Origin of the sequence: Pseudomonas sp. P5_109, assembly GCF_034009455.1 — a bacterium.
Taxonomy (GTDB): Bacteria; Pseudomonadota; Gammaproteobacteria; order Pseudomonadales; family Pseudomonadaceae; genus Aquipseudomonas.
In genome coordinates this window covers 609,866-631,987 of the sequence record NZ_CP125380.1, presented here as the reverse complement: position 1 = coordinate 631,987, position 22,122 = coordinate 609,866, and the positions used below count along the sequence as shown (strand labels likewise).

The 22,122-nt window shown below is 60.5% G+C and carries 16 protein-coding genes and 2 tRNA genes; 6 read left to right on the top strand and 12 right to left on the bottom strand.

Going from position 1 to position 22,122, the window contains the following annotated elements; translation table 11 throughout:
• Positions 1–238: 238 nt before the first annotated feature.
• The gene (pncB, locus tag QMK54_RS02695) at positions 239–1,465 is read left to right on the top strand and encodes a nicotinate phosphoribosyltransferase (RefSeq protein ID WP_320402000.1); all 1,227 of its coding nucleotides are present in this window, start codon (positions 239–241) and stop codon (positions 1,463–1,465) included.
• A gap of 4 nt (positions 1,466–1,469) precedes the next feature.
• Complete coding sequence (nadE, locus tag QMK54_RS02690) at positions 1,470–2,297, top strand: ammonia-dependent NAD(+) synthetase (RefSeq protein ID WP_320401999.1); 828 nt, start codon at positions 1,470–1,472, stop codon at positions 2,295–2,297.
• A gap of 175 nt (positions 2,298–2,472) precedes the next feature.
• On the opposite strand, the gene azu is transcribed toward nadE, so the two are convergent.
• Positions 2,473–2,919: an azurin gene (azu, locus tag QMK54_RS02685; protein ID WP_110660082.1), complete on the bottom strand. Its 447-nt coding sequence runs from the start codon at positions 2,917–2,919 to the stop codon at positions 2,473–2,475.
• A gap of 345 nt (positions 2,920–3,264) precedes the next feature.
• Here azu and QMK54_RS02680 point away from each other — a divergent pair, with 345 nt between their 5' ends.
• Both QMK54_RS02680 and QMK54_RS02675 read left to right on the top strand, forming a co-directional pair.
• Positions 3,265–3,852, top strand: a complete 588-nt coding sequence (locus QMK54_RS02680) for a TIGR00730 family Rossman fold protein (RefSeq protein WP_110660081.1) — start codon at positions 3,265–3,267, stop codon at positions 3,850–3,852.
• A 68-nt stretch (positions 3,853–3,920) separates the two neighbouring features.
• Positions 3,921–4,112: a hypothetical protein gene (locus QMK54_RS02675; RefSeq protein ID WP_110660080.1), complete on the top strand. Its 192-nt coding sequence runs from the start codon at positions 3,921–3,923 to the stop codon at positions 4,110–4,112.
• Between the two features lie 213 nt (positions 4,113–4,325).
• Here the strand turns inward: QMK54_RS02675 and QMK54_RS02670 are convergent, their stop codons facing one another.
• The 11 genes from QMK54_RS02670 to rnr form a co-directional block, all read right to left on the bottom strand.
• Positions 4,326–5,216 carry a transglutaminase family protein gene (locus tag QMK54_RS02670; RefSeq protein ID WP_223593929.1) on the bottom strand — a complete coding sequence of 297 codons (891 nt, stop codon included), beginning with the start codon at positions 5,214–5,216 and terminating at the stop codon, positions 4,326–4,328.
• Positions 5,216–7,702 (bottom strand): circularly permuted type 2 ATP-grasp protein, encoded by a 2,487-nt coding sequence (locus QMK54_RS02665; RefSeq protein ID WP_223593928.1) that lies wholly within the window; start codon positions 7,700–7,702, stop codon positions 5,216–5,218. Before QMK54_RS02665 ends, QMK54_RS02670 begins: the two co-directional genes overlap by 1 nt.
• Before the next feature lie 88 nt (positions 7,703–7,790).
• Positions 7,791–11,066, bottom strand: coding sequence for a DUF2126 domain-containing protein (locus QMK54_RS02660; RefSeq protein WP_223593926.1), 3,276 nt, complete (start codon positions 11,064–11,066; stop codon positions 7,791–7,793).
• 351 nt (positions 11,067–11,417) lie between these two features.
• On the bottom strand, positions 11,418–13,721 hold the full coding sequence (locus QMK54_RS02655; protein WP_320401998.1) for a YgiQ family radical SAM protein: 2,304 nt from the start codon (positions 13,719–13,721) through the stop codon (positions 11,418–11,420).
• A gap of 277 nt (positions 13,722–13,998) precedes the next feature.
• Positions 13,999–15,396 (bottom strand): replicative DNA helicase, encoded by a 1,398-nt coding sequence (dnaB, locus tag QMK54_RS02650; RefSeq protein WP_110661047.1) that lies wholly within the window; start codon positions 15,394–15,396, stop codon positions 13,999–14,001.
• Between the two features lie 120 nt (positions 15,397–15,516).
• Positions 15,517–15,963, bottom strand: coding sequence for a 50S ribosomal protein L9 (gene rplI / locus QMK54_RS02645; protein ID WP_007973276.1), 447 nt, complete (start codon positions 15,961–15,963; stop codon positions 15,517–15,519).
• Positions 15,964–15,982: 19 nt separating this feature from the next.
• The gene (locus QMK54_RS02640; protein WP_223593923.1) at positions 15,983–16,876 is read right to left on the bottom strand and encodes a hypothetical protein; all 894 of its coding nucleotides are present in this window, start codon (positions 16,874–16,876) and stop codon (positions 15,983–15,985) included.
• A 36-nt stretch (positions 16,877–16,912) separates the two neighbouring features.
• On the bottom strand, positions 16,913–17,143 hold the full coding sequence (gene rpsR / locus QMK54_RS02635) for a 30S ribosomal protein S18 (protein WP_002551829.1): 231 nt from the start codon (positions 17,141–17,143) through the stop codon (positions 16,913–16,915).
• A gap of 28 nt (positions 17,144–17,171) precedes the next feature.
• Entirely contained in the window at positions 17,172–17,594 is a 423-nt protein-coding gene (rpsF, locus tag QMK54_RS02630; protein ID WP_008048087.1) for a 30S ribosomal protein S6, read from the bottom strand.
• 283 nt (positions 17,595–17,877) lie between these two features.
• On the bottom strand, positions 17,878–18,645 hold the full coding sequence (gene rlmB / locus QMK54_RS02625; RefSeq protein ID WP_108218424.1) for a 23S rRNA (guanosine(2251)-2'-O)-methyltransferase RlmB: 768 nt from the start codon (positions 18,643–18,645) through the stop codon (positions 17,878–17,880).
• Positions 18,642–21,278, bottom strand: coding sequence for a ribonuclease R (rnr, locus tag QMK54_RS02620; RefSeq protein WP_110661044.1), 2,637 nt, complete (start codon positions 21,276–21,278; stop codon positions 18,642–18,644). The genes rlmB and rnr overlap by 4 nt, the downstream gene beginning before the upstream one ends.
• A gap of 225 nt (positions 21,279–21,503) precedes the next feature.
• Here rnr and QMK54_RS02615 point away from each other — a divergent pair.
• Positions 21,504–21,590, top strand: a tRNA-Leu gene (locus tag QMK54_RS02615).
• Positions 21,591–21,758: 168 nt separating this feature from the next.
• Positions 21,759–21,845 (top strand) — tRNA-Leu (locus tag QMK54_RS02610).
• Positions 21,846–22,122: the final 277 nt, after the last annotated feature.

The window sequence follows — 22,122 nt, the reverse complement described above, 5'->3', positions numbered from 1 at the left end:
TTTCCCTGTGGCGAGGGGGCTTGCCCCCGTTCGGCTGCGCAGCAGTCGCAATAGCTCCAGCTACGAAGTTGCAAATTTTGGGGCTGCTGCGCAACCCGACGGGGGCAAGCCCCCTCGCCACAAAAGCTCACACCTGCTGGGATCTGCTGCGGTCTAAAAAATTGCTGGTAAACCCTGCCGCTGATATGCGCCACTAGCGCCACTGATCAATACCGCGTCAACGCTGGAGATTCCCGTTATGAGCGAGAGTGTGTTTGCCGATCGTATCGTGCAGAACCTGCTCGACACCGACTTCTACAAACTGACGATGATGCAGGCGGTGCTGCACAACTACCCAAACGTCGAAGTCGAATGGGAGTTTCGTTGCCGTAACGGCGAGGACTTGCGCCCGTACCTGGCGGAAATCCGCTTCCAGATCGAGCGCCTGGCCGAACTGAGCCTGAGCGCCGACCAGTTGAGCTTTCTCGAGCGCATCAGCTTCCTGAAGCCGGACTTCCTGCGCTTTCTCGGGCTGTTTCGCTTCAACCTGCGCTACATCCACACCGGCATCGAAAACGGTGAGCTGTTTATCCGCCTGCGGGGCCCCTGGCTGCATGTGATCCTGTTCGAAGTGCCGCTGCTGGCGCTGGTCAGCGAGGTGCGCAACCACTACCGCTATCCCGAAGTCGTGCTGGAGCAGGTCCGCGAGCAGCTCTACCGTAAATTCGACTGGCTGAGCGTCAACGCCAGCAGCGATGAATTGTCCGAATTGCAGGTGGCCGATTTCGGCACGCGTCGCCGTTTTTCCTACCGTGTGCAGGAAGAAGTGGTGAACGTGCTCAAGCACGACTTCCCCGGACGCTTCGTCGGCACCAGCAACGTGCACCTGTCCCGTGAACTGGACATGAAACCGCTGGGCACCATGGCCCACGAATGGATCATGGCGCACCAGCAACTCGGCCCACGGCTGATCGACAGCCAGATTGCCGCACTCGATTGCTGGGTTCGCGAATACCGGGGCCTGCTGGGGATTGCCCTGACGGACTGCATCACCATGGATGCCTTCCTCGGCGATTTCGACCTGTTTTTCGCCAAGCTTTTCGACGGTTTGCGCCACGACTCGGGCGATCCGGTGCTCTGGGCCGAAAAGGCCATCGCCCACTATCACAAGCTCGGCATCGATCCGACGAGCAAGACGCTGACCTTCTCCGACAGCCTGACCCTGCCCAAGGCCCTGGAGATATTCCGGGCGCTGCGCGGTCGGATCAATGTCAGCTTCGGCATCGGCACCAACCTGACCTGTGATATTCCGGGTGTCGATCCGATGAGCATCGTGCTTAAAATGACCGCCTGCAACGGCCAGCCGGTGGCGAAGATCTCCGACGAGCCAGGCAAGACGCACTGCAAAGACCCGAATTTCGTCGCTTACCTGCGACACGTTTTCCAGGTTCCTGCCGCCCTTTCAAGTACATCAAGCAAGGAGTGAATTCATGCAAGCCGTACAGCGTGAGATTGCTGAACAGCTCAAGGTCCAGCCGCCATTCGCCGACGAAGCAGCACTAGAAGTCGAAGTCGCCCGGCGGGTGACCTTCATTCAGGATTGCCTGGTCAATTCCGGCCTCAAGACCCTGGTATTGGGCATCAGTGGCGGTGTCGACTCCCTGACCGCCGGCCTGCTGGCCCAGCGCGCCGTCCGTGAACTGCGCCAGCGCAGCGGTGATGCCGCGTACAAATTCATCGCCGTGCGCCTGCCCTACGAAACCCAGTTCGATGAGCACGACGCCCAGGCATCGGTAGACTTCATCAAGCCGGACGAGCGCCACACCGTGAACATCGGCCCGGCGGTCAAGGCCCTGGCCAATGAAGTGGCGGCTTTCGAAGGCAAACATGCGGTGTCGGTGGACTTCGTGCTCGGCAACACCAAGGCGCGCATGCGCATGGTCGCCCAGTACACCATCGCCGGCGCGGCCCATGGCCTGGTGATCGGCACCGATCACGCGGCGGAAGCGGTGATGGGTTTCTTCACCAAGTTCGGTGACGGCGCCTGCGACCTGGCGCCACTGAGTGGCCTGGTGAAAAACCAGGTCCGCGCCATCGCCCGCAGCTTCGGCGCGCCGGAGTCGTTGGTGGAAAAAGTCCCGACCGCCGACCTCGAAGACCTCTCGCCCGGCAAACCGGACGAAGCGTCCCACGGCGTGACCTATGCCGAGATCGACGCCTTCCTGCACGGCAACCCGGTGCGCGAGGAAGCGTTCAAGATCATTTGCGACACGTACAACAAGACCCATCACAAGCGGGTGATGCCGTTTGCGCCTTGATTGGTGATTGAATGAAAAAGCCCGCTGAAGTGTTGAGCTTCAGCGGGCTTTTTCTTTGGCCAAGACATGCGTCGATGCATCTGGCCCCTTCGCGGGCAAGCCCGCTCCCACAGGTACGGTGGCGTCCCTGTGGGAGCGGGCTTGCCCACGAAGAACGATGACGCGGTGTGCCTGATTACTTCAGGGTAACCGTGCCTTTCATCATCGAGATGTGGCCCGGGAACGAGCAGAAGAAGCCGTATTTCTCAGCGGCATCCAGCTTGGACACATCGAAGGTCACCGAATCGGTTTCCTTGGCGCCAATGATCTTGGTGTGGGCGATCACGCGGGCGTCGCCTTCCTTCAGGTAGTTCTTGTCGATGCCGGCGCCCAGGCCGTCGGTGGCGATCGGCTGCATGTCGGCTTCTTTGCTCAGCACAAAGTTATGGCCCATGACGTTTTTCGGCAGGCTGCCGGAGTGGGTCAGCTCGACAGTGAAGGTCTTGCAGGTCTTGTCGATTTCAATGGCCTTGGTGCTGAAGGCCATTTGATCGGTGGAGTCAATGGTGGTCTTGCACTCGGCAGCCATCAGTTGGCTGCTAGCCAGTGTCAACAGGGATACCGCAGCGAGTTTGGCAAACATGGTGAATCTCCAAGGCAGGGTTAACGAAATCGCGAATGAACAGAAGACTGCCTGAAAACTTCGCAAGTTCATATGACTTGAATCAAAAATTGTATACAACTTTCGGGCTATGAGCCCGATGCAAACAATCTACCGGCCAAGTGTCTGGTCCGGCCCTATCATCAGTTTGTCCCTCCTTCAAATGGAACGCCTGTCATGTCCATCAATAGCCTGTTGTGCAGTTTGCTGGCCGCCTACGCTTGCGGCGCCAGCGGTACGTACGAAACCCGGGAACACCAAGTCTAGCCCTTGGAGTACCGTGCGCCTGCCTTTACTCTGTGGCCCTGATCGACCAAGGAGAAAGGCATGTCTTTAGCATCTGTTTGTGTATTTTGTGGCGCCAGCACCGGCACCAACCCGGCTTACCGCGAAGCCGCCGTGGCCCTTGGCCGGGCTTTGGCCGAGCGCAAGCTGACCCTGGTGTATGGCGGTGGCGCCGTGGGCCTGATGGGCATCGTTGCCGACGCAGCCTTGGCGGCCGGTGGTGAAGTGATCGGCATCATCCCGCAAAGCCTCAAGGACAAGGAAATCGGCCACAGCGGCCTGACTCGCCTGGAAGTCGTCGATGGCATGCACGCGCGCAAGGCCCGGATGGCTGAGCTCAGCGATGCCTTTATCGCGCTGCCCGGTGGCCTTGGCACCCTGGAAGAATTGTTCGAAGTCTGGACCTGGGGCCAGCTCGGCTACCACGGCAAACCGCTGGGTTTGCTGGAAGTGAACGGTTTCTACAGCAAACTCACCGGTTTTCTTGATCACATCGTCGGCGAAGGCTTCGTTCGCGCGCCGCACCGTGACATGCTGCAGGTGAGCGAATCAGCGCAAACCCTGCTCGATGCACTGGATGCCTGGCAACCGTCCATAGCGCCAAAATGGGCCGAGCAAAAACCCAGCTAACGGCTCGGCACCGATACAGGGCAGAATATGCGCCGCTCAACCTCACCTTCGACCCAAGAGGATCGCCCATGGCTAAACCTAATTATTCCTTCGCCAAACGTCAGAGAGACTTGGCCAAGGAGCAGAAGAAAGAGGAAAAGCTTCAGCGCAAGAAAGCTACAGCTGAAGAAGAAGCAGCCGCACTGAACCCGGAAGCAGAAGGTGAAGTGGCCGCAGAAAGTGATGTTGAAGCACCAAAAGATCAGGCGCCCGACGCCTGAGAACCTCCGGGCCGGTTGATCTGATCAGGCCCACCGGATCTGTGTCCAGGGTTGGCAGCTTAGCTGCCGACCCTCACAAGCCAATCACATGACTCCAACACACCGTAATTCCCTGTGGGAGCGGGCTTGCTCGCGAAAGCGGTTTCACATGCAAAAATGATGTTCCTGACACTCCGTCTTCGCGAGCAAGCCCGCTCCCACATTTGATCTTCATTATTCCAGCGGCATCACCGTTACCCGAACTTCCGGGTCATGATTCCCCCCTCCCAGAATCACCCCTCGCAACGGTGACACATCGGAAAAATCCCGGCCCCAGGCCAGGGTGATGTGCTCCAGCGCCGGTTGCACATTGTTGGTCGGATCGAAATCCACCCATCCCAGCACCGGGCAAAACACCGAAACCCAGGCGTGGGACGCATCAGCGCCGATCAATCGCGGCTGGCCCGGCGGTGGCTGGGTCAGCAAATAGCCGCTGATGTACCGCGCCGCCAACCCTCTGGAACGCACGCAGGCGAGCATCAGGTGAGCAAAGTCCTGGCAAACCCCGCGTCGGCGCTCCAGCACCTCCACCAGCGGAGTCGCCACCTGGGTCGCTTCGGCATCGAAGGTGAACTCGCTGAAGATTTTCTCCATCAGTGCCTGCACGCCGAGCAACAACGCTCGACCGGGCGGAAAACAGCTTTGCGAGAACTCGACGAAATTTTTCTTCAGATGCACATACGGCGATTCAAACCGGTATCGGCAGGCTTCGAGTAGCTCGGGCGACAGCGGTTGGCTGCTGTAGGTCAGCGCGCTACGGGTCTCTTCCCACGCCGGTGACCGATTGAAGTCCAACGCAGGCCGGGGCAGTACTTCAATGGTCAGGCTGGCGTTGACCAGCAATTCATCGTGGGGGCGCTCGAACGCCAGCCGGGTCAGCGGATTGCCGAATACATCCAGCTCATCGCGACGCGAGGTCGGCTGCGGGCTGATCAGCATTTGCCGGTCGGTGCAGCGCTGCCAGGCACAAGGCCGTGGCCACAAGTGCGCCAGTTGCTGGGCCAGGGATACCGGACTGTCGTAGTGATAATGGGTGTCGTGGAAAATCTGGTAGTGGGCGCTCATCAGACGGACACCGTGCGCTGGCTGACATCGTCGACATGGGCGAAGTGCCGCAGCGCCAGGCGATCGGACACTTGCCCGCTGGCGTCGGCGATCTCTTGCAGCAACGCGGCCAGCCCTTCGATGGCAGCGCGAACACTCGCAGCACCGAACAGCGGGTTTTCCAGGCAACCCAGATCGAATCGCGCCAGTCGCTCGACCAATTGCGGCAGCGCTGCTTCGCGCGGCACGCCAAAGTCATCGTTGAGGCGTTTGAGGGTGCGGGTCACCAGCTTCAACTGGAACAACACGGCGTGAGGGTTCTGCTCGTCGAGCAATAGCAGGTCGAGCACCGGGATCAGTTGCGCCACCGCCAGGTAGCGAGAGCGGTAAGTAATGCTGCTGTTGCCCAGTTCCAGCAGCCATTCCAGCCCGGCCTGATCGAAAGCCCCGGCGCCCCGCAGGAACGCCGCCAGGCTGCCGCTGAGAAATTGCAGACGCTCGATCCGCCGGCCAATCATCAGGAAACGCCAGCCTTCGTCCCGGGTCATGTCGTCCAGGGCAAAGCCGGACAGCGCCGCGAGGGACATCACCAGACGATTGAGGAAATCCAGCAACTCGCCCAAATCCGGCTCCTCGGTTTCCAGCTCCATGGCTTCGCGCTGCAACTCCACCAGCGCCTGCCAGTTTTCCCGCGAGAGCTTGCCGCGCACCTGCGAAGCGGCCCACTGCAAGCGTTGCAGGTTGGAGCGCAGGCTGAACGGCCAGTCATCGCCGAGCAATGCCGCCAACAGGCGTTCCGGCAACTCGCCCTCCTCGGGCAGCAGCATCAGCCGCTCGCCGAGATCGACTGCGGCCTGCAGGGCTTGCGGGTCGTCGCCGTCGACATAGCGCGCCAGCATGATGCGCAGCAAACGGGCACTGTCGTCACAACGCTCGCAGTAACGACCGAACCAGAACAGGTTTTCCACCACCCGCGACGGCAAGTACGGGTCGCGCCGCACCAGGTCATGCACGCCGATGTTGCGCTGGGCCTTCCATTGTTCGCCGCTCGGCGCACGCTCGCCCAGCACCCAGGTGTCCTTGCTGGCGCCACCGCGTTGCATCGACACCACTTCGGCATCGGCTTGCGCGGCGACCCGGGTCAGGCCACCGGGCAACACCCGATACCCTTCGCGACTGGCCACCGCATACACGCGCATGCCGATGGCACGGGGCTGCAGTTGACCGTCTTCGGCTTGCCAGATCGGCGCCTGGGACAATTGCGCGAGTTCTTGCGCCACATAGGCATATGGTCGCGCCTGCATGCGCTCAGCGAGTGCCTGGCGCTGTTTTTCACTCAAATCACGGCCAAATACCGGTGCGAAGCTTTGGGACGGAAACGCCGGTTTGATCAGCAGTTCCGGCAGTTTTTCCAGGGCCTGGGCCAAGACCGGTGCTTCACCGCACCACCAGGTGGCGATGGACGGCAGGATCAGCTCTTCGCCGAACAGGTATTGATTGATCTTCGGCAGGAAACCCAACAAGCCGGGTGATTCCAGCACGCCGCTGCCGAGGGCGTTGGCCACCAGCACCCGCCCCTGCCGCACCGCTTCCAGCAGGCCCGGCACGCCGAGGGCCGAATCGGTGCGCAACTCCAGCGGGTCGCAGAAATCATCGTCGAGCCGACGCATGATCGCATGGACCCGTCGCAGGCCACTCAGTGTCTTGAGGTAGACCGTAGCATCGCGCACCGTCAGGTCGCCGCCCTCCACCAGCGGATAACCGAGCTGGCGAGCGAGATACAGGTGTTCGAAATAGCTTTCGTTGAAACGTCCTGGCGTCAGCAGCACCACCAATGGCGCGTCCCCGTCACTCGGGGCCTGGCGGGCCAGGGTTTCCTGCAAGGTGCGAAAAAAACCGGCCAGGTGCTGCACTTTCAGATCGCGGTACAACTCGGGAAAGGCCCGGGACACGATGGTGCGGTTTTCCAGCGCATACCCGGCACCCGAAGGCGCCTGGGTACGATCCGCCGTCACCCACCAGCGGCCATCGGGTGTGCGCGCCAGATCCACGGCATACAGGTGCAGAAAGGCTCCATCAGGCGGCTTGATGCCCTGGCAGGGCCAAAGGAAGTTGTTATGCCCGAACACCAGCTCGGCGGGCAGCAAACCTTCGGCAATCAGCCGTTGTGGACCGTAAAGATCAGCCAGCACGGCATTGAGCAATCGCGCCCGCTGCGCGATGCCGGCCGACAACTGTTGCCACTCATCAGCCGCGATGACATGGGGCAGCAGGTCCAGCTCCCACGGCCGGTCCGCGCCCTTGGGATCGGCATAAACGTTGTAGGTAACGCCGTTTTCCTGAATCTGCCGGGTCAGCAGGGCTTGACGCTGCACCAACTGCGCCGGCGTGCTGCGTTGCAACTGCTCGAACAGCCGACGCCAGTGCGAGCGCACGGCGCCACTGTCGTCGAGCAGTTCGTGATAGGTGCCCGCCGTGAGCGGGTAGCGGTCTAGCAGGTCAGGCATGGAAAGCTCGGCAGACAGCAATGAACGGTCAGACTAACGCAGGCTCGTGACACCCGGATAGACGAAAAATCCGGGCGTCGCGTACGGTTTAGAAACGTCGCAAATCGAGTGTCATCGGCAGCTCGTCGCTGATTTCCACAATCGGGACAGGAAGTTTCCCCGGCGTATGTCCGATGCGGAAGAAACGCGCCATCCGCCGGCTTTCGGCCTCGTTGGCATTGACTGGCAAGCTGTCGTAGTTGCGCCCGCCCGGATGGGCGACGTGGTACTGGCAGCCGCCCAGCGAGCGCTGCATCCAGGTATCGAGCAAGTCGAACACCAGCGGCGCATGGACCGGGATGGTCGGTTGCAGACAGTTGGCCGGTTGCCAGGCGCGAAATCTCACACCCGCGACGAATTCCCCTACACGCCCGGTGGGTTGCAATGGCACCGGTACGCCGTTGCAGGTCAGCAGATAACGCTGGGGTGGCAAGCCGCTGAGCTTGACCTGCAAACGCTCCAGCGACGAATCCACGTATCGCACCGTGCCGCCCACGGCGCCCTCTTCGCCCAGCACGTGCCAGGGTTCGAGCGCCTGACGCAACTCCAGCGCAATACCACTGACGGCGTAGTCGCCAACCTTGGGGAAACGGAACTCCAGATGCGCGGCGAACCATTCGGCCCGCAGCGGATAACCGGCGGCGTTGAGGTCGACGATGACATCGGCGAAGTCTTGTTCGATGAAGTGCGGCAACAGGAAGCGATCGTGCAATTCGGTGCCCCAACGCGCCAGTTTCGGCGGTGCATAGGGCTCGCGCCAGAACCGCGCAACCAATGCCCGCAGCAACAATTGTTGGGCCAGGCTCATGCGCGCATGGGGCGGCATCTCGAACGCACGCAGCTCCAGCAACCCAAGGCGCCCGGTGGCGCCGTCCGGCGAATAGAGTTTGTCGATGCAGAACTCGGCGCGGTGGGTGTTGCCGGTGACATCGATCAGCAGGTTGCGCAGCAGACGATCCACCAACCATGGCGGGCATTCCTCACCCGGTGCCGGCATCTGCGCGAAGGCGATTTCCAATTCGTACAAGGCATCGTTGCGCGCTTCGTCGACCCGTGGCGCCTGGGACGTCGGGCCGATGAACAGTCCGGAAAACAGGTAGGACAGCGACGGATGGTTGTGCCAGTAGCTGATCAGGCTGCGCAGCAGATCCGGGCGACGCAGAAACGGCGAGTCCCCCGGTGTCGCGCCACCCAGCACGAAATGGTTGCCGCCACCCGTACCGGTATGCCGGCCGTCGATCATGAATTTTTCGGTGGTCAGCCGGGTCTGGCGCGCTTCTTCGTAGAGGAATTCGGTGCGCTCGACCAATTCATCCCAGGTCGCGGACGGTTGCACGTTGACCTCGATCACCCCGGGATCCGGGGTGATGCGGAAATTGCTCAGGCGTGGATCGCTCGGCGGTTCGTAACCCTCCAGCAACACCGGGCAGAGCAATTCTTCGGCGGTGGCTTCGATGGCAGCGACCAGTTCGAGGTAATCCTCGACCCGCTCCAGCGGCGGCATGAACAGGTACAACCGGCCTTCCCGCGCTTCGGCGCAGAAGGCGGTGCGGGTCAGCCAGTCGGCGGATTCGTCGATCTTCGGTGCGCGCTCTTGCACCTCGGCAGCCTCGCTTTGGCTTTGCAGTTGCGCGGTGTCGGGCAGCAACGGGAAGTCTTGATTCGGGTCTTGCGGATGAATGAACGGATACTCCGCCGCTTTCACCCAGGGTTGCGAGCCCAGAGGCAACCGATAGCCCAGCGGCGAATCTCCCGGCACCAGGCGGCAATGCTCATCACGCAGGTACCAGCGGCCGCTCTGCCATTGATCGCCCTTGGCGGTACGCGCCAGCGGCAGGACCTGGCCAATCACCTTGTCCAGGCCTTGGCTGAACACTTTGCGCAGACGCGCACGCTCCAGCGGTTCTTCCAGACGCGAGTCTTCGGCGCTGACGTTCTGCGGCAACATCCCTTCGCGCCAGAGGTAATAGAAATTGTCTTCGTAGGCCGCAAACACAAAGCGTGTCGGAATCTTCAGGCGTTCGGCGACACTCGCGAGAAAACGCCCGGCCAGTGCGCCATCCGCGCCATAGTCTTCCTGCTCGTCGGCGATCAGCGCGCTGTTGTGCCAGATCGGCACGCCGTCACGGCGCCAGTAGCAATTGAGCGACCAGCGTGGCAGTTGCTCGCCGGGATACCACTTGCCCTGCCCGAAATGCACCAGTCCCTGGGGTGCGTAGTGTTTACGCATGCGCTGGAACAGTTCGGCGGACAAGCGTCGTTTATCCGGCCCCAGTGCCGCGGTGTTCCACTCGGCGCCGTCCGGGTCATCGATGGACACGAAGGTCGGCTCGCCGCCCATGGTCAGGCGCACATCGCCTTCGAGCAGGTCGGCATCGATCTGCCGGCCCAGGGCCTGGATCGCCAGCCACTGGTCGTCGGTGTAGGGCTTGGTGACCCGTGGCGCCTCCCAGATCCGCTCGACGGACATTTCGTGGCTGAATTCGCACTCGCAAGGTTCCACCAAACCACTGATCGGCGCCGCAGAGGACGGATCGGGACTACAGGCCAACGGAATATGTCCTTCACCGGCAAACAGCCCGGAAGTCGCATCCAGGCCGATCCAGCCGGCGCCGGGCAGATACACCTCGCACCAGGCGTGCAGGTCGGTGAAATCCACGTCGGTGCCGGACGGACCGTCGAGACTTTTGACATCCGCGGTCAGCTGGATCAGGTAGCCCGACACGAAACGTGCCGCCAGCCCCAGGTTGCGCAGCAGTTGCACCAGCAACCAGGCGGAGTCGCGGCACGAACCGGAGGCCTGGTCGAGGGTGTGTTCAGGCGTTTGTACGCCGGGCTCCATGCGGATCAGGTAGTCGATGTCTTCGCTCAGGCGCTGGTTGAGCGCGACGAGAAAGTCCACGGCGGGCAACGGCGTGCGGTCGATGCCGTCCAGATAGGCCTTGAATTTCGGCGTCAGGGGCAGGGTTTCCAGGTAGGGCGCCAGTTCCTTGCGCTCATCGGCGGCATAGGCGAAGGGGATTTTTTCGGCATAGGGTTCGAGGAAGAAGTCGAACGGATTGAAGATCGCCATTTCTGCCAGCAGATCGACTTCGATGCGCAATTCCCCGGTTTTCTCCGGGAATACCAGCCGCGCCAGGTAATTGCCCTGAGGGTCCTGTTGCCAGTTGATGAAGTGCTGCTCAGGGGAGACTTTCAACGCATAGGACAGAATCCGCGTGCGGCTGTGGGCAGCTGGGCGCAGGCGAACGATCTGCGGGCCGAGTTCGACAGCGCGGTCATAGCGGTAATGCGTGACGTGGTGCAATGCGACATGAATCGACACGGCGTGCCTCCTGCGAGCCTTGAGCGTATGGGAAAGCGCGCAAGACTTATGCCATCCAGCGGTGCTGGCGCTTTCCCCCGTTACAGGAGGCAGTACAGCACCAAAATCGGGCGATGCAGGAAAATGGTTTGGCGTAGCTGCACGTATTTGTGGCGAAGCCCGGCTCTTGTGGCGAGGGAGCTTGCTCCCGCTGGGGCGCGAAGCGGCCCTATGTCGGTGTGCCAGATATTGCGGCTTTTGCGACGGCTTCGCCGCCGAACGGGAGCAAGCTCCCTCGCCACAGTTTTTTGTCCACCTTAAAACGCAAAACGCCAACCCGAAGGTTGGCGTTCTGTTCAGCGCAGGCGAGGCTTAGCGCGGTACGACCGGCTTACGGGCCGGCTTTGGTCCTTTGCCCTTGGCCGCGTCCTTGCGCTCCTTGGCCGCCTGCTGGTTGCGGGCGAACGCCGCAGCCTTGGCTTGCTCACGCTTGTCCCACGGGTTGCCGCCATCGCTCGCGCGTGGTGGCAGGCCGGTGTGCTGGGTCAAGATCTTGGTGGTCTTTTCCCCTGCAACCTTGTGGCTACCGGCTGGCGTCGAGTTCTTGCGACGGGCGCTCTGGTAGCTGTCGGTCGACGGCTGGTGCAGCGGGATCAGCTGGTTCTTGCCCGGCCCGATCAGATCGGCGCGGCCCATGCGGGTCAACGCTTCACGCAGCATCGGCCAGCCTTTCGGGTCGTGATAACGCAAGAATGCCTTGTGCAGACGACGCTGCTCCTCGCTCTTGACGATGGTCACCGCGTCGCTCTTGTACGTCACCTTGCGCAGCGGGTTCTTGCCCGAGTGGTACATCGCGGTGGCGGTGGCCATCGGCGACGGGTAGAACGCCTGCACCTGGTCGGCGCGGAAGCCGTTGCCCTTGAGCCACAGGGCCAGGTTCATCATGTCTTCATCGGTGGTGCCCGGGTGGGCAGCGATGAAGTACGGAATCAGGTACTGCTCCTTGCCCGCTTCCTTGGAGTACTTCTCGAACATGCGCTTGAACTTGTCATAGCTGCCGATGCCCGGTTTCATCATCTGGTTGAGCGGACCTTCCTCGGTGTGTTCCGGGGCGATCTTCAGGTAACCACCGACGTGGTGGGTCACCAGTTCCTTGACGTACTCCGGCGACTCGACCGCGAGGTCGTAGCGCAGGCCGGAAGCAATCAGGATCTTCTTCACACCCGGCAATTCACGGGCGCTGCGGTACAGCTGGATCAGCGCCGAGTGGTCGGTGTTCAGGTTCGGGCAGATGCCAGGGAACACGCACGATGGCTTGCGGCACGCGGATTCGATTTCCGGGCTCTTGCACGCGATGCGGTACATGTTCGCGGTCGGGCCGCCGAGGTCGGAGATCACGCCGGTAAAACCGGGAACCTTGTCACGGATCTCTTCGATTTCGCGAATGATCGACTCGTGGGAACGGTTCTGGATGATCCGGCCTTCGTGCTCGGTGATCGAGCAGAAGGTGCAGCCGCCGAAGCAGCCACGCATGATGTTCACCGAGAAACGGATCATGTCGTAGGCCGGGATCTTCTCCTTGCCGTACGCCGGGTGCGGAATGCGCGCATAGGGCATACCGAACACGTAGTCCATTTCTTCGGTGGTCATCGGAATCGGTGGCGGGTTGAACCAGACGTCCACTTCGCCATGCTTCTGCACCAGCGCACGGGCGTTGCCCGGGTTGGTTTCCAGGTGCAGCACGCGGTTGGCGTGGGCGTAGAGCACCGCATCGTTACGGACTTTTTCCACCGACGGCAAACGAATCACGGTCTTGTCGCGGGTCATGCGCGGGCTGGCCAGGATCTGCACGACCTTGGCTTCCTGCGGGTCTTCAACCGGCCCCTTCTCCTGCTCGATGGCGCAGGCCTGGGTGTCCTGGGTATTCACGTACGGGTTGATGATCTTGTCGATCTTGCCCGGACGGTCGATGCGCGTGGAATCGACTTCGTACCAGCCTTGCGGCGTGTCACGACGGATGAACGCGGTGCCGCGCACGTCGGTGATGTCTTCGATCTTGTGACCGTAGGACAGGCGCTGGGCGACCTCGACGATGGCCCGCTCGGCGTTGCCGTAGAGCAGGATGTCGGCGCTGGCGTCGATCAGGATCGAGTTGCGTACCCGGTCCTGCCAGTAATCGTAATGCGCGATGCGGCGCAGGGACGCCTCGATGCCGCCGAGCACGATCGGCACATGCTTGTAGGCTTCCTTGCAGCGCTGGCTGTAGACCAGGCTCGCACGGTCCGGACGCTTGCCGGCCATGCCACCTGGCGTGTAGGCGTCATCGGAACGGATTTTCTTGTCGGCGGTGTAGCGGTTGATCATCGAGTCCATGTTGCCGGCCGCGACACCGAAGAACAGGTTCGGCTCGCCGAGCTTCATGAAATCGTCTTTGGACTGCCAGTTCGGCTGGGCAATGATCCCCACGCGGAAGCCCTGGGACTCCAGCAGCCGGCCGATGATCGCCATGCCGAACGACGGGTGGTCGACGTAGGCATCACCGGTAACGATGATGATGTCGCAGGAATCCCAGCCGAGCTGATCCATCTCCTCCCTGCTCATGGGCAGGAACGGCGCTGGCCCGAAACATTCGGCCCAGTACTTGGGATAGTCAAATAACGGCTTGGCTGCTTGCATGTCGATAACCGGTGTTGGCTTTCATTGAATTTCGCGGGCGCGGAATATAGCACATTTTTTGACCAATTCCGACGGCTGTGGTCGGAAATTGGTGGGAGCTGGCAATCCCAAGGCAACACATCGCTTTTGTGGCGAGGGGGCTTGCCCCCGTTCGGCTGCGAAGCAGTCGTAAATCAGCCAACTCGTTTCATCTGGAGAATGGCGACCGCAGGCTTTGGGGTCGCTTCGCAACCCAACGGGGGCAAGCCCCCTCACCACAGAGGCCCTGCATCAACAGTTACTCGTCGTCATCGAAGTTATAGCTACCCGGCGCCAGGTTCTCGAAGCGGGTGTACTTACCGATGAACGCCAGGCGGATAAAGCCGATCGGACCGTTCCGCTGCTTGCCGATGATGATTTCGGCAATGCCCTTGTGCTCGGTTTCCGGGTGATACACCTCGTCGCGGTAAACGAACATGATCACGTCGGCATCCTGCTCGATGGCTCCGGATTCCCGGAGGTCGGAGTTGATCGGCCGTTTGTTCGGCCGCTGCTCGAGGGAGCGGTTGAGCTGGGACAGCGCCACCACCGGGCAGTTGAATTCCTTGGCCAAGGCTTTCAAGGAACGCGAGATTTCAGAAATCTCGTTGGTTCGGTTGTCGCCGCCGGAACCTGGAATCTGCATCAACTGGAGGTAGTCGATCATGATCAGGCCGATCTCACCGTGCTCACGCGCCAGACGCCGGGTGCGCGCACGCATTTCCGACGGGCTGATACCGGCGGTGTCGTCGATGAACAGCTTGCGGTCATTGAGCAGGTTCACCGCCGAAGTCAGGCGCGGCCAGTCGTCATCTTCCAGCTGACCGGAACGCACCTTGGTCTGGTCGATCCGACCGAGGGACGACAGCATACGCATGACCAGCGATTCACCTGGCATCTCGAGGGAATACACCAGAACGGCCTTGTCGCTGCGCAGTACGGCGTTTTCCACCAGGTTCATCGCGAAGGTGGTTTTACCCATCGATGGACGACCGGCGACGATGATCAAGTCAGCCGGCTGCAGGCCGCTGGTCTTCTCATCAAGATCGGTGTAGCCAGTGGACAGGCCGGTAATGGCGTTGTCCGTGTTGAACAGCGTGTCGATGCGATCGATGGCCTTGGTCAACAGGTCGTTGACGCCCACCGGGCCACCGGTTTTCGGCCGGGCCTCGGCAATCGCGAAGATCTGGCGCTCGGCTTCATCGAGGATCTCCTCGGCAGTGCGACCTTCCGGGTTGAAGGCGCTGTCAGCGATCTCGGTGCTGATGCCGATCAGTTGGCGCAACGTCGCGCGCTGACGGACGATCTGCGCATAGGCCTTGATGTTAGCGACCGACGGGGTGTTTTTCGCCAGCTCGCCGAGGTAACCGAGGCCGCCAACTTGCGACGTCTGACCTTCCTTGTCCAGTTGCTCGGACAGGGTCACGACGTCGATCGGCATGTTCTGATCGGCCAGCTTGGCGATCGCACGGAAAATCAGACGGTGGTCATGTCTATAGAAATCGCCGTCGGAGACTTGATCGAGCACGCGCTCCCAGGCGTTGTTGTCCAGCATCAGACCACCGAGTACAGCCTGTTCGGCCTCGATGGAATGCGGCGGCACTTTCAGCGCGGCGGTTTGCAGATCGTATTGCTCAGGAGCGGAGATTTCGTTCATGGCCACTTGGAATCAGATGTAAAAACGGGGATGCCAGAAAGACAAAGGGCACGACCTGTAAACAGGATCGTGCCCGATGTTACCGGCTAGCACCCGAGGGTGCCAGCCGACAAGTGCTGCTTAAGCTGCTACCACGACAACGCGTACGGTGGCTTCAACTTCGGCGTGCAGGTGCACGGCTACGTCGAATTCGCCTACGTTGCGGATGGTGCCGTTCGGCAGACGAACTTCGCTCTTCTGCACTTCAACGCCGGAGGCGGTCAGTGCGTCAGCGATGTCGTGAGTACCGATCGAACCGAACAGCTTGCCTTCGTCGCCAGCGGTGGCAGTGATGGTCACTTCCAGCTCGGCCAGTTGGGCAGCGCGGCTTTCAGCCGATGCTTTGCGATCTGCTGCAGCTTTTTCCAGCTCAGCGCGACGCTCTTCGAACGCAGCCAGGTTGGCTGGGGTCGCAGCGGTAGCTTTGCCGTAAGGCAGCAGGTAGTTACGACCGTAACCAGCCTTAACGTTCACTTTGTCACCCAGGTTGCCCAGGTTGGTGACTTTTTCCAGAAGGATCAGTTGCATGTGAAAATCCTCTTAACTTTTAACCTTCACCGTTCGCGTTATCGGCATCTTTCGGTGCCGAACGACCGCGAAAATCAATCAGGCTGTCGACGATGGCCAGGACCACCAGCAACGGATAGATCAGTTGCATGAACAGCAACAGCGTCACGTACAACCCCACCAGCCAGAACCTGGCCAGTCGCTTCTGCGCCACCAGCCCGTGAATCAGGGCCAGCCCGGCGAACACCAGCGGTACACTGCACAACGGCGTCAACATGGCCATCTGTGAACCGAGATTCGGCCCCAGAAGCATGCACGCCAGCAGCAACATCGCCGGCAACAGCGGGAAGCGGATGGCGCGAAACTCGCGACCAAAACCGCCCGGGTTATACAACAACGCCTGCCAGTAGCGCCCGACAAGCAGGCTCAGCAAGCTGACGATTTGCAACAACGCCGCAATCAGGCCGGTCAGGACCGGTGCAATCAGGGACGCGAAACGCGCTTGTTCGTCTACCGACAACTTCTGGTAGACATCGCCGAGTAGCGACGGCATGACCTTGATCAAAGCCTGCGCCAGCATCTCGATCTGGGGAGCAAAAGCTGTCCCCAACACCACTGAAAACACCACTCCCATCGCTATGCTGACCAGCAGCACGCGGTTCCAGGACTCGCTTGCGCGCAAAACCAACGCAAGGCTCGCAGACCCCAGCAGCACCAGAAGTGCCCGTGGGTCGTCGGAGTAAAGCCACCAGATCAATGCCGGCAGCAGTCCCAGAGCAAGAACGCCCAGGGCGTCCTTCAATCCGCGCCGCAGGAGCACAAGGCATCCGGCGGCAGCACCCAACCAATACAACAACGGCAATGCCGCACATCCAGCCACTACCAGAGTGGCCTGCATACGGCCCCGCATGATGAACTCAGCTAAGGCACGCATACATTCAATCCTTTGCTACGTGTCGACTGCCCGGTCTCAGCGGCCGTGGCTGTCGGTGTAGGCCAGCAGGGCCAGGAAGCGGGCGCGCTTGATAGCGGTGGCCAGCTGACGCTGATAACGAGCTTTGGTACCGGTGATGCGGCTTGGAACAATTTTGCCGGTCTCGGATACGTAGGCTTTCAGAGTGTTGAGATCTTTGTAATCGATCTCTTTCACGTCTTCAGCGGTGAAGCGGCAGAATTTACGACGACGGAAGAAACGTGCCATTTGATAGGCTCCTTAAAAGGTCCGTGGATTACTCGTCAGCGTTATCGCTGTTGTCGCTGTCATCACTATCAGCGCTTTCAGCGCCTTCGTGCTCAGGACGGTCGCGACGCTCACGGCGCTCACTGCGGTTTTCTTCAGCCTTGAGCATCTCGGACTGGCCGGTAACGGCTTCGTCGCGACGGATGACCAGGTTACGGATCACTGCATCGTTGTAGCGGAAGTTGTCTTCCAGCTCGGCCAGGGCCTTGCCAGTGCACTCAACGTTCAGCATCACGTAGTGAGCCTTGTGAACATTGTTGATTGCGTAGGCCAGTTGACGACGGCCCCAATCTTCCAGACGGTGGATTTTGCCGCCGTCTTCTTCGATCAGCTTGGTGTAACGCTCAACCATGCCGCCGACTTGCTCGCTTTGATCCGGGTGGACCAAAAAGATGATTTCGTAATGACGCATGAATGCTCCTTACGGGTTGTAGCCTGCCGCTCAAAAGCGGTCAGACAAGGAGTGAATGACACTTATGGACTTGCGGACGCTAGACACGTTGGTGCCTGCCATCACAGCAAGGGGCGCAATTGTAGAGAAGGGGCGAGGGAGGCGCAAGGTAATTGGTGATTATTTGAACAGCCACCATTTACCACACCCCGTAGGAGTCGGCTTGCTGGCGATCGATGCGATTGGGTATGTCAGACACACCGAGGTGCATGGATCGCCAGCAAGCCGGCTCCTACAGGCTGGGTCAGGGCTTCTTGGCAGCAGCCTTGGCTTTGACACTGCGCTGGCGCTGCGCTTCGAACAGGCAGACACCGGTTGCAACAGAAACGTTGAGACTGCTGACGCTACCGGCCATCGGCAGGTTCACCAGGTAGTCGCAATGCTCGCGGGTCAGGCGACGCATGCCTTTGCCTTCGGCACCCATGATCAGGATGGTCGGGCCGGTCAGATCCTGGTCATACAGGCTGACTTCAGCTTCACCGGCCGTACCGACCACCCACAAACCACGCTGCTGGAGCTTTTCCAGGGTGCGCGCCAGGTTGGTCACGGCAACCAGCGGAATCACTTCCGCCGCGCCGCAGGCGATTTTTCGTACAACCGGAGTCAGGGTCGCCGACTTGTCCTTCGGCACGATCACTGCCAGCGCACCCGCCGCATCGGCGGAACGCAGGCAGGCACCGAGGTTATGCGGATCGGTCACGCCATCGAGCACCAGCAACAACGGCGCGCCGTCGGTGCGATCGAGCAACTCGTCGAGCATCGCCTCGCCCCAGACCTGGCTCGGACTCACGTCCGCGACCACACCCTGGTGCACGCCTTCAACCCAGGCGTCCATTTCGCGGCGCTCGGCCTGGCCGACCTGGACCCGGTTTTCGTTGGCCAGCTCAATCAGCGTCTGGACCCGAGGATCATTGCGGCCTTCGGCCAGCCAGATCTGCTTCACGCGTTTCGGGTGATGACGCAACAACGCTTCTACAGCATGGACGCCGTAGATCTTTTCCAACTGACTCATGGCTTGGCCTTAGGTTTACGCGCCCCGCCACTCTTGGCTGGAGCCGAGCCCGCTTTTGGCGGGCCTTTACGATGTTTGCTCGGTTTGGCTGGCTTGCCGCCGACGGCCTTGTCAGGCGTCGACCGACTGGTCTTTCCCCCAGACGCCGCTTTACCGCCGCTTTTCGCACCGGCCAGCAACGCCTGTTTCATTTCACGACTCTTGCGCACTTCGGCGTTTTTCGCCGCCGCATCGCTCGGGCGATAGGCTTCTGCAGCCTTTTCCTTGGCAGGACGACGACCGGTTTTCGCCGGGGCCGGCTCTGCTTCCGATTTTTTGGAAGACGCCGCAGGTGCTGCGGTTTCAGTACCACGTTTCTTGCGACCGATCGGCGCGCTGATGGTTGTTTCAGCCATCTCGAAGTCGATCTTGCGTTCGTCGAGGTCGACGCGCATGACCCGCACTTCCACGGTGTCGCCCAAGCGGAAGCTACGACCGGTACGCTCACCGGCCAGGCGGTGGTGCACAGGGTCGAAGTGGTAGTAATCGCCCGGCAGCGCGGTGACGTGCACCAGGCCTTCGACGTAGATATCGGTCAGCTCGACGAACAGACCAAAACCGGTCACGGCGGTGATCACACCCGGGAACGATTCGCCCACGCGATCCTTCATGAACTCGCACTTGAGCCAGTTCACTACGTCGCGGGTTGCTTCGTCAGCACGGCGCTCGCTCATCGAGCACTGCTCGCCGAGCTGCTCCAGGGCTGCTTCGTCGTACGGATAGATGCGTGCCTTCGGAATGGTCATCGCACCGGCACGGCGAACGTGCGGGGTGTCCTGCTTCGAATGGATCACGCTGCGAATCGCCCGGTGCGTGAGCAAGTCCGGGTAGCGACGGATCGGCGAAGTGAAGTGCGTGTACGCCTCGTAATTCAGGCCGAAGTGGCCCTGGTTATCGGCGCTGTACACCGCTTGGCTCAACGAACGCAGCATGACGGTCTGGATCAGGTGGAAATCCGGGCGATCCTTGATACCGGCCAGCAGAGCCTGGTAATCCTTTGGCGACGGGCCATCCTTGCCTTTGTGCAGGGACAGGCCGAGCTCGCCGAGGAACGCGCGCAGTTTTTCCAGACGCTCCGGTGGCGGACCATCGTGGACGCGATACAGCGCCGGGATTTCGTGCTTCTTCAGGAATTCAGCGGTGGCCACGTTGGCCGCCAGCATGCATTCCTCGATCAGCTTGTGCGCGTCGTTACGAATGGTCGGACGGATTTCAGCGATCTTGCGCTCGGAACCGAAGATAATCCGGGTTTCCTGAGTTTCGAAATCGATCGCGCCACGTACGTGACGGGCCGCCAGCAATACCTTGTACAGCGAGTACAGCTGCTTGAGGTGCGGTACGACGTCGGTGTACTCACCGCGCAGTTTGCGCGCCTCAGTGGCTTTCGGCGTTTCCAGCATCGCACTGACCTTGTTGTAGGTCAGGCGGGCATGGGAGTGGATCACCGCTTCGTAGAAGCAGTAGTCGGTCATTTCGCCGGATTTGGAGATGGTCATCTCACAAACCATGGCCAGGCGATCGACTTGCGGGTTCAGCGAGCACAAACCGTTGGACAGCTGCTCGGGCAACATCGGAATCACGCGCTCGGGGAAGTACACCGAGTTGCCGCGAACCTGCGCTTCGGCATCCAGCGCCGAACCGAGTTTCACGTAGCTGGAGACGTCGGCAATCGCCACGTACAACTTCCAGCCACCGGAGAACAGGCGCAGCTTGCCCGGACGGGCTTCGCAGTAGACCGCGTCATCGAAGTCGCGGGCATCTTCGCCGTCGATGGTGACGAACGGCAGATGACGCAGGTCGATGCGCTTCTCTTTGTCCTTCTCTTCGACTTCCGGCTTGAGCTTGCCGGCTTCCTTGAGCACGGCGTCAGGCCAGACGTGAGGAATGTCGTAGGTACGCAGGGCAACATCGATTTCCATGCCCGGCGCCATGTAGTTGCCCACGACCTCGACCACGTCGCCTTGCGGCTGGAAGCGTGGCGTCGGCCAGTGAGTGATCTTCACTTCGACGAACTGACCGATCTGCGCGTTGGCGTTACGACCCGGCGTGACCAGCACTTCCTGCTGGATCTTCGGGTTGTCGGCAACGACAAAACCGATGCCACCCTCTTCGAAGTAGCGGCCAACGATGGTTTCGTGAGCGCGGGACACCACTTCGACGATCATGCCTTCGCGGCGACCACGACGATCCAGACCGGAAACACGGGCCAGGGCACGGTCACCGTCGAACACCAGGCGCATCTGCGCCGGGCTCATGAACAGGTCATCACTGCCATCGTCCGGCACCAGGAAGCCGAAGCCATCGCGGTGACCACTGATGCGGCCCAGGATCAGGTCGAGCTTGTCCACCGGCGCATAAGTGCCGCGACGGGTATAGATGAGTTGAGCATCGCGCTCCATGGCGCGCAGGCGGCGGCGCAGGGCTTCGATCTGGTCTTCTGTGGTCAGACCAAACTCTTCGACCAGTTGCTCGCGGTTAGCAGGCGAACCTCGATCAGCGAGGTGCTGAAGGATCAGTTCACGGCTAGGAATAGGGTTTTCATATTTTTCCGCTTCACGAGCGGCCTCGGGATCGAGGGACTGCCAATCGGCCATTAGAGAGTTTTCACCTTGTCTATATGCGGGTTAGTTTGGCATAGGCGTAATGAAACGGGAAATTTCAAGCTAAGACGACCCTTCTAAAGCCCTGTATCGACACTGCAAAGCTGTTTTGAAGACCACTGGCGAAATTTTCCAGGTTTTTTTGATTCCGGGGGTTTACAGTTAAAAAGACGCTCCGTATAGTGCGCGCCATCGACGACGGACAACGTTGCCGATACTGCCCAGATGGTGAAATTGGTAGACACGCCAGCTTCAGGTGCTGGTGACCGCAAGGTCGTGGAAGTTCGAGTCTTCTTCTGGGCACCAATTTCGAGCTTGAGATTAGATCAATTTCAAGGCTCACACAAAAACCCGCGAAAGCGGGTTTTTGCATTCTGGGCCACTGGTTTAATTAATTTTAAAATCAGGGGTTTACAGATCAAATTGCTCTCCGTATAGTTCGCCACATCAACAGCGGCAACGCTTGCGATGAATGCCCAGATGGTGAAATTGGTAGACACGCCAGCTTCAGGTGCTGGTGACCGCAAGGTCGTGGAAGTTCGAGTCTTCTTCTGGGCACCAATTCAAATTCAAGGTTACGACCTTGAGTTTCACAAAAACCCGCGAAAGCGGGTTTTTGCGTTTCCGGCATTCAAAAATGTTCGAACCACCACCATTCATGTGGCGAGGGGGCTTGCCCCCGTTCGGCTGCGAAGCAGTCGTAAACTCGGCAAATGCGGTGTAGTGAAGTATGCCCTGGGGCCGCTTCGCGACCCAACGGGGGCAAGCCCCCTCGCCACAAAAGCCCTTCCATTTACCGAACCTACCTAACGCCCTTCAACATCGCAGCGCGCTTTTG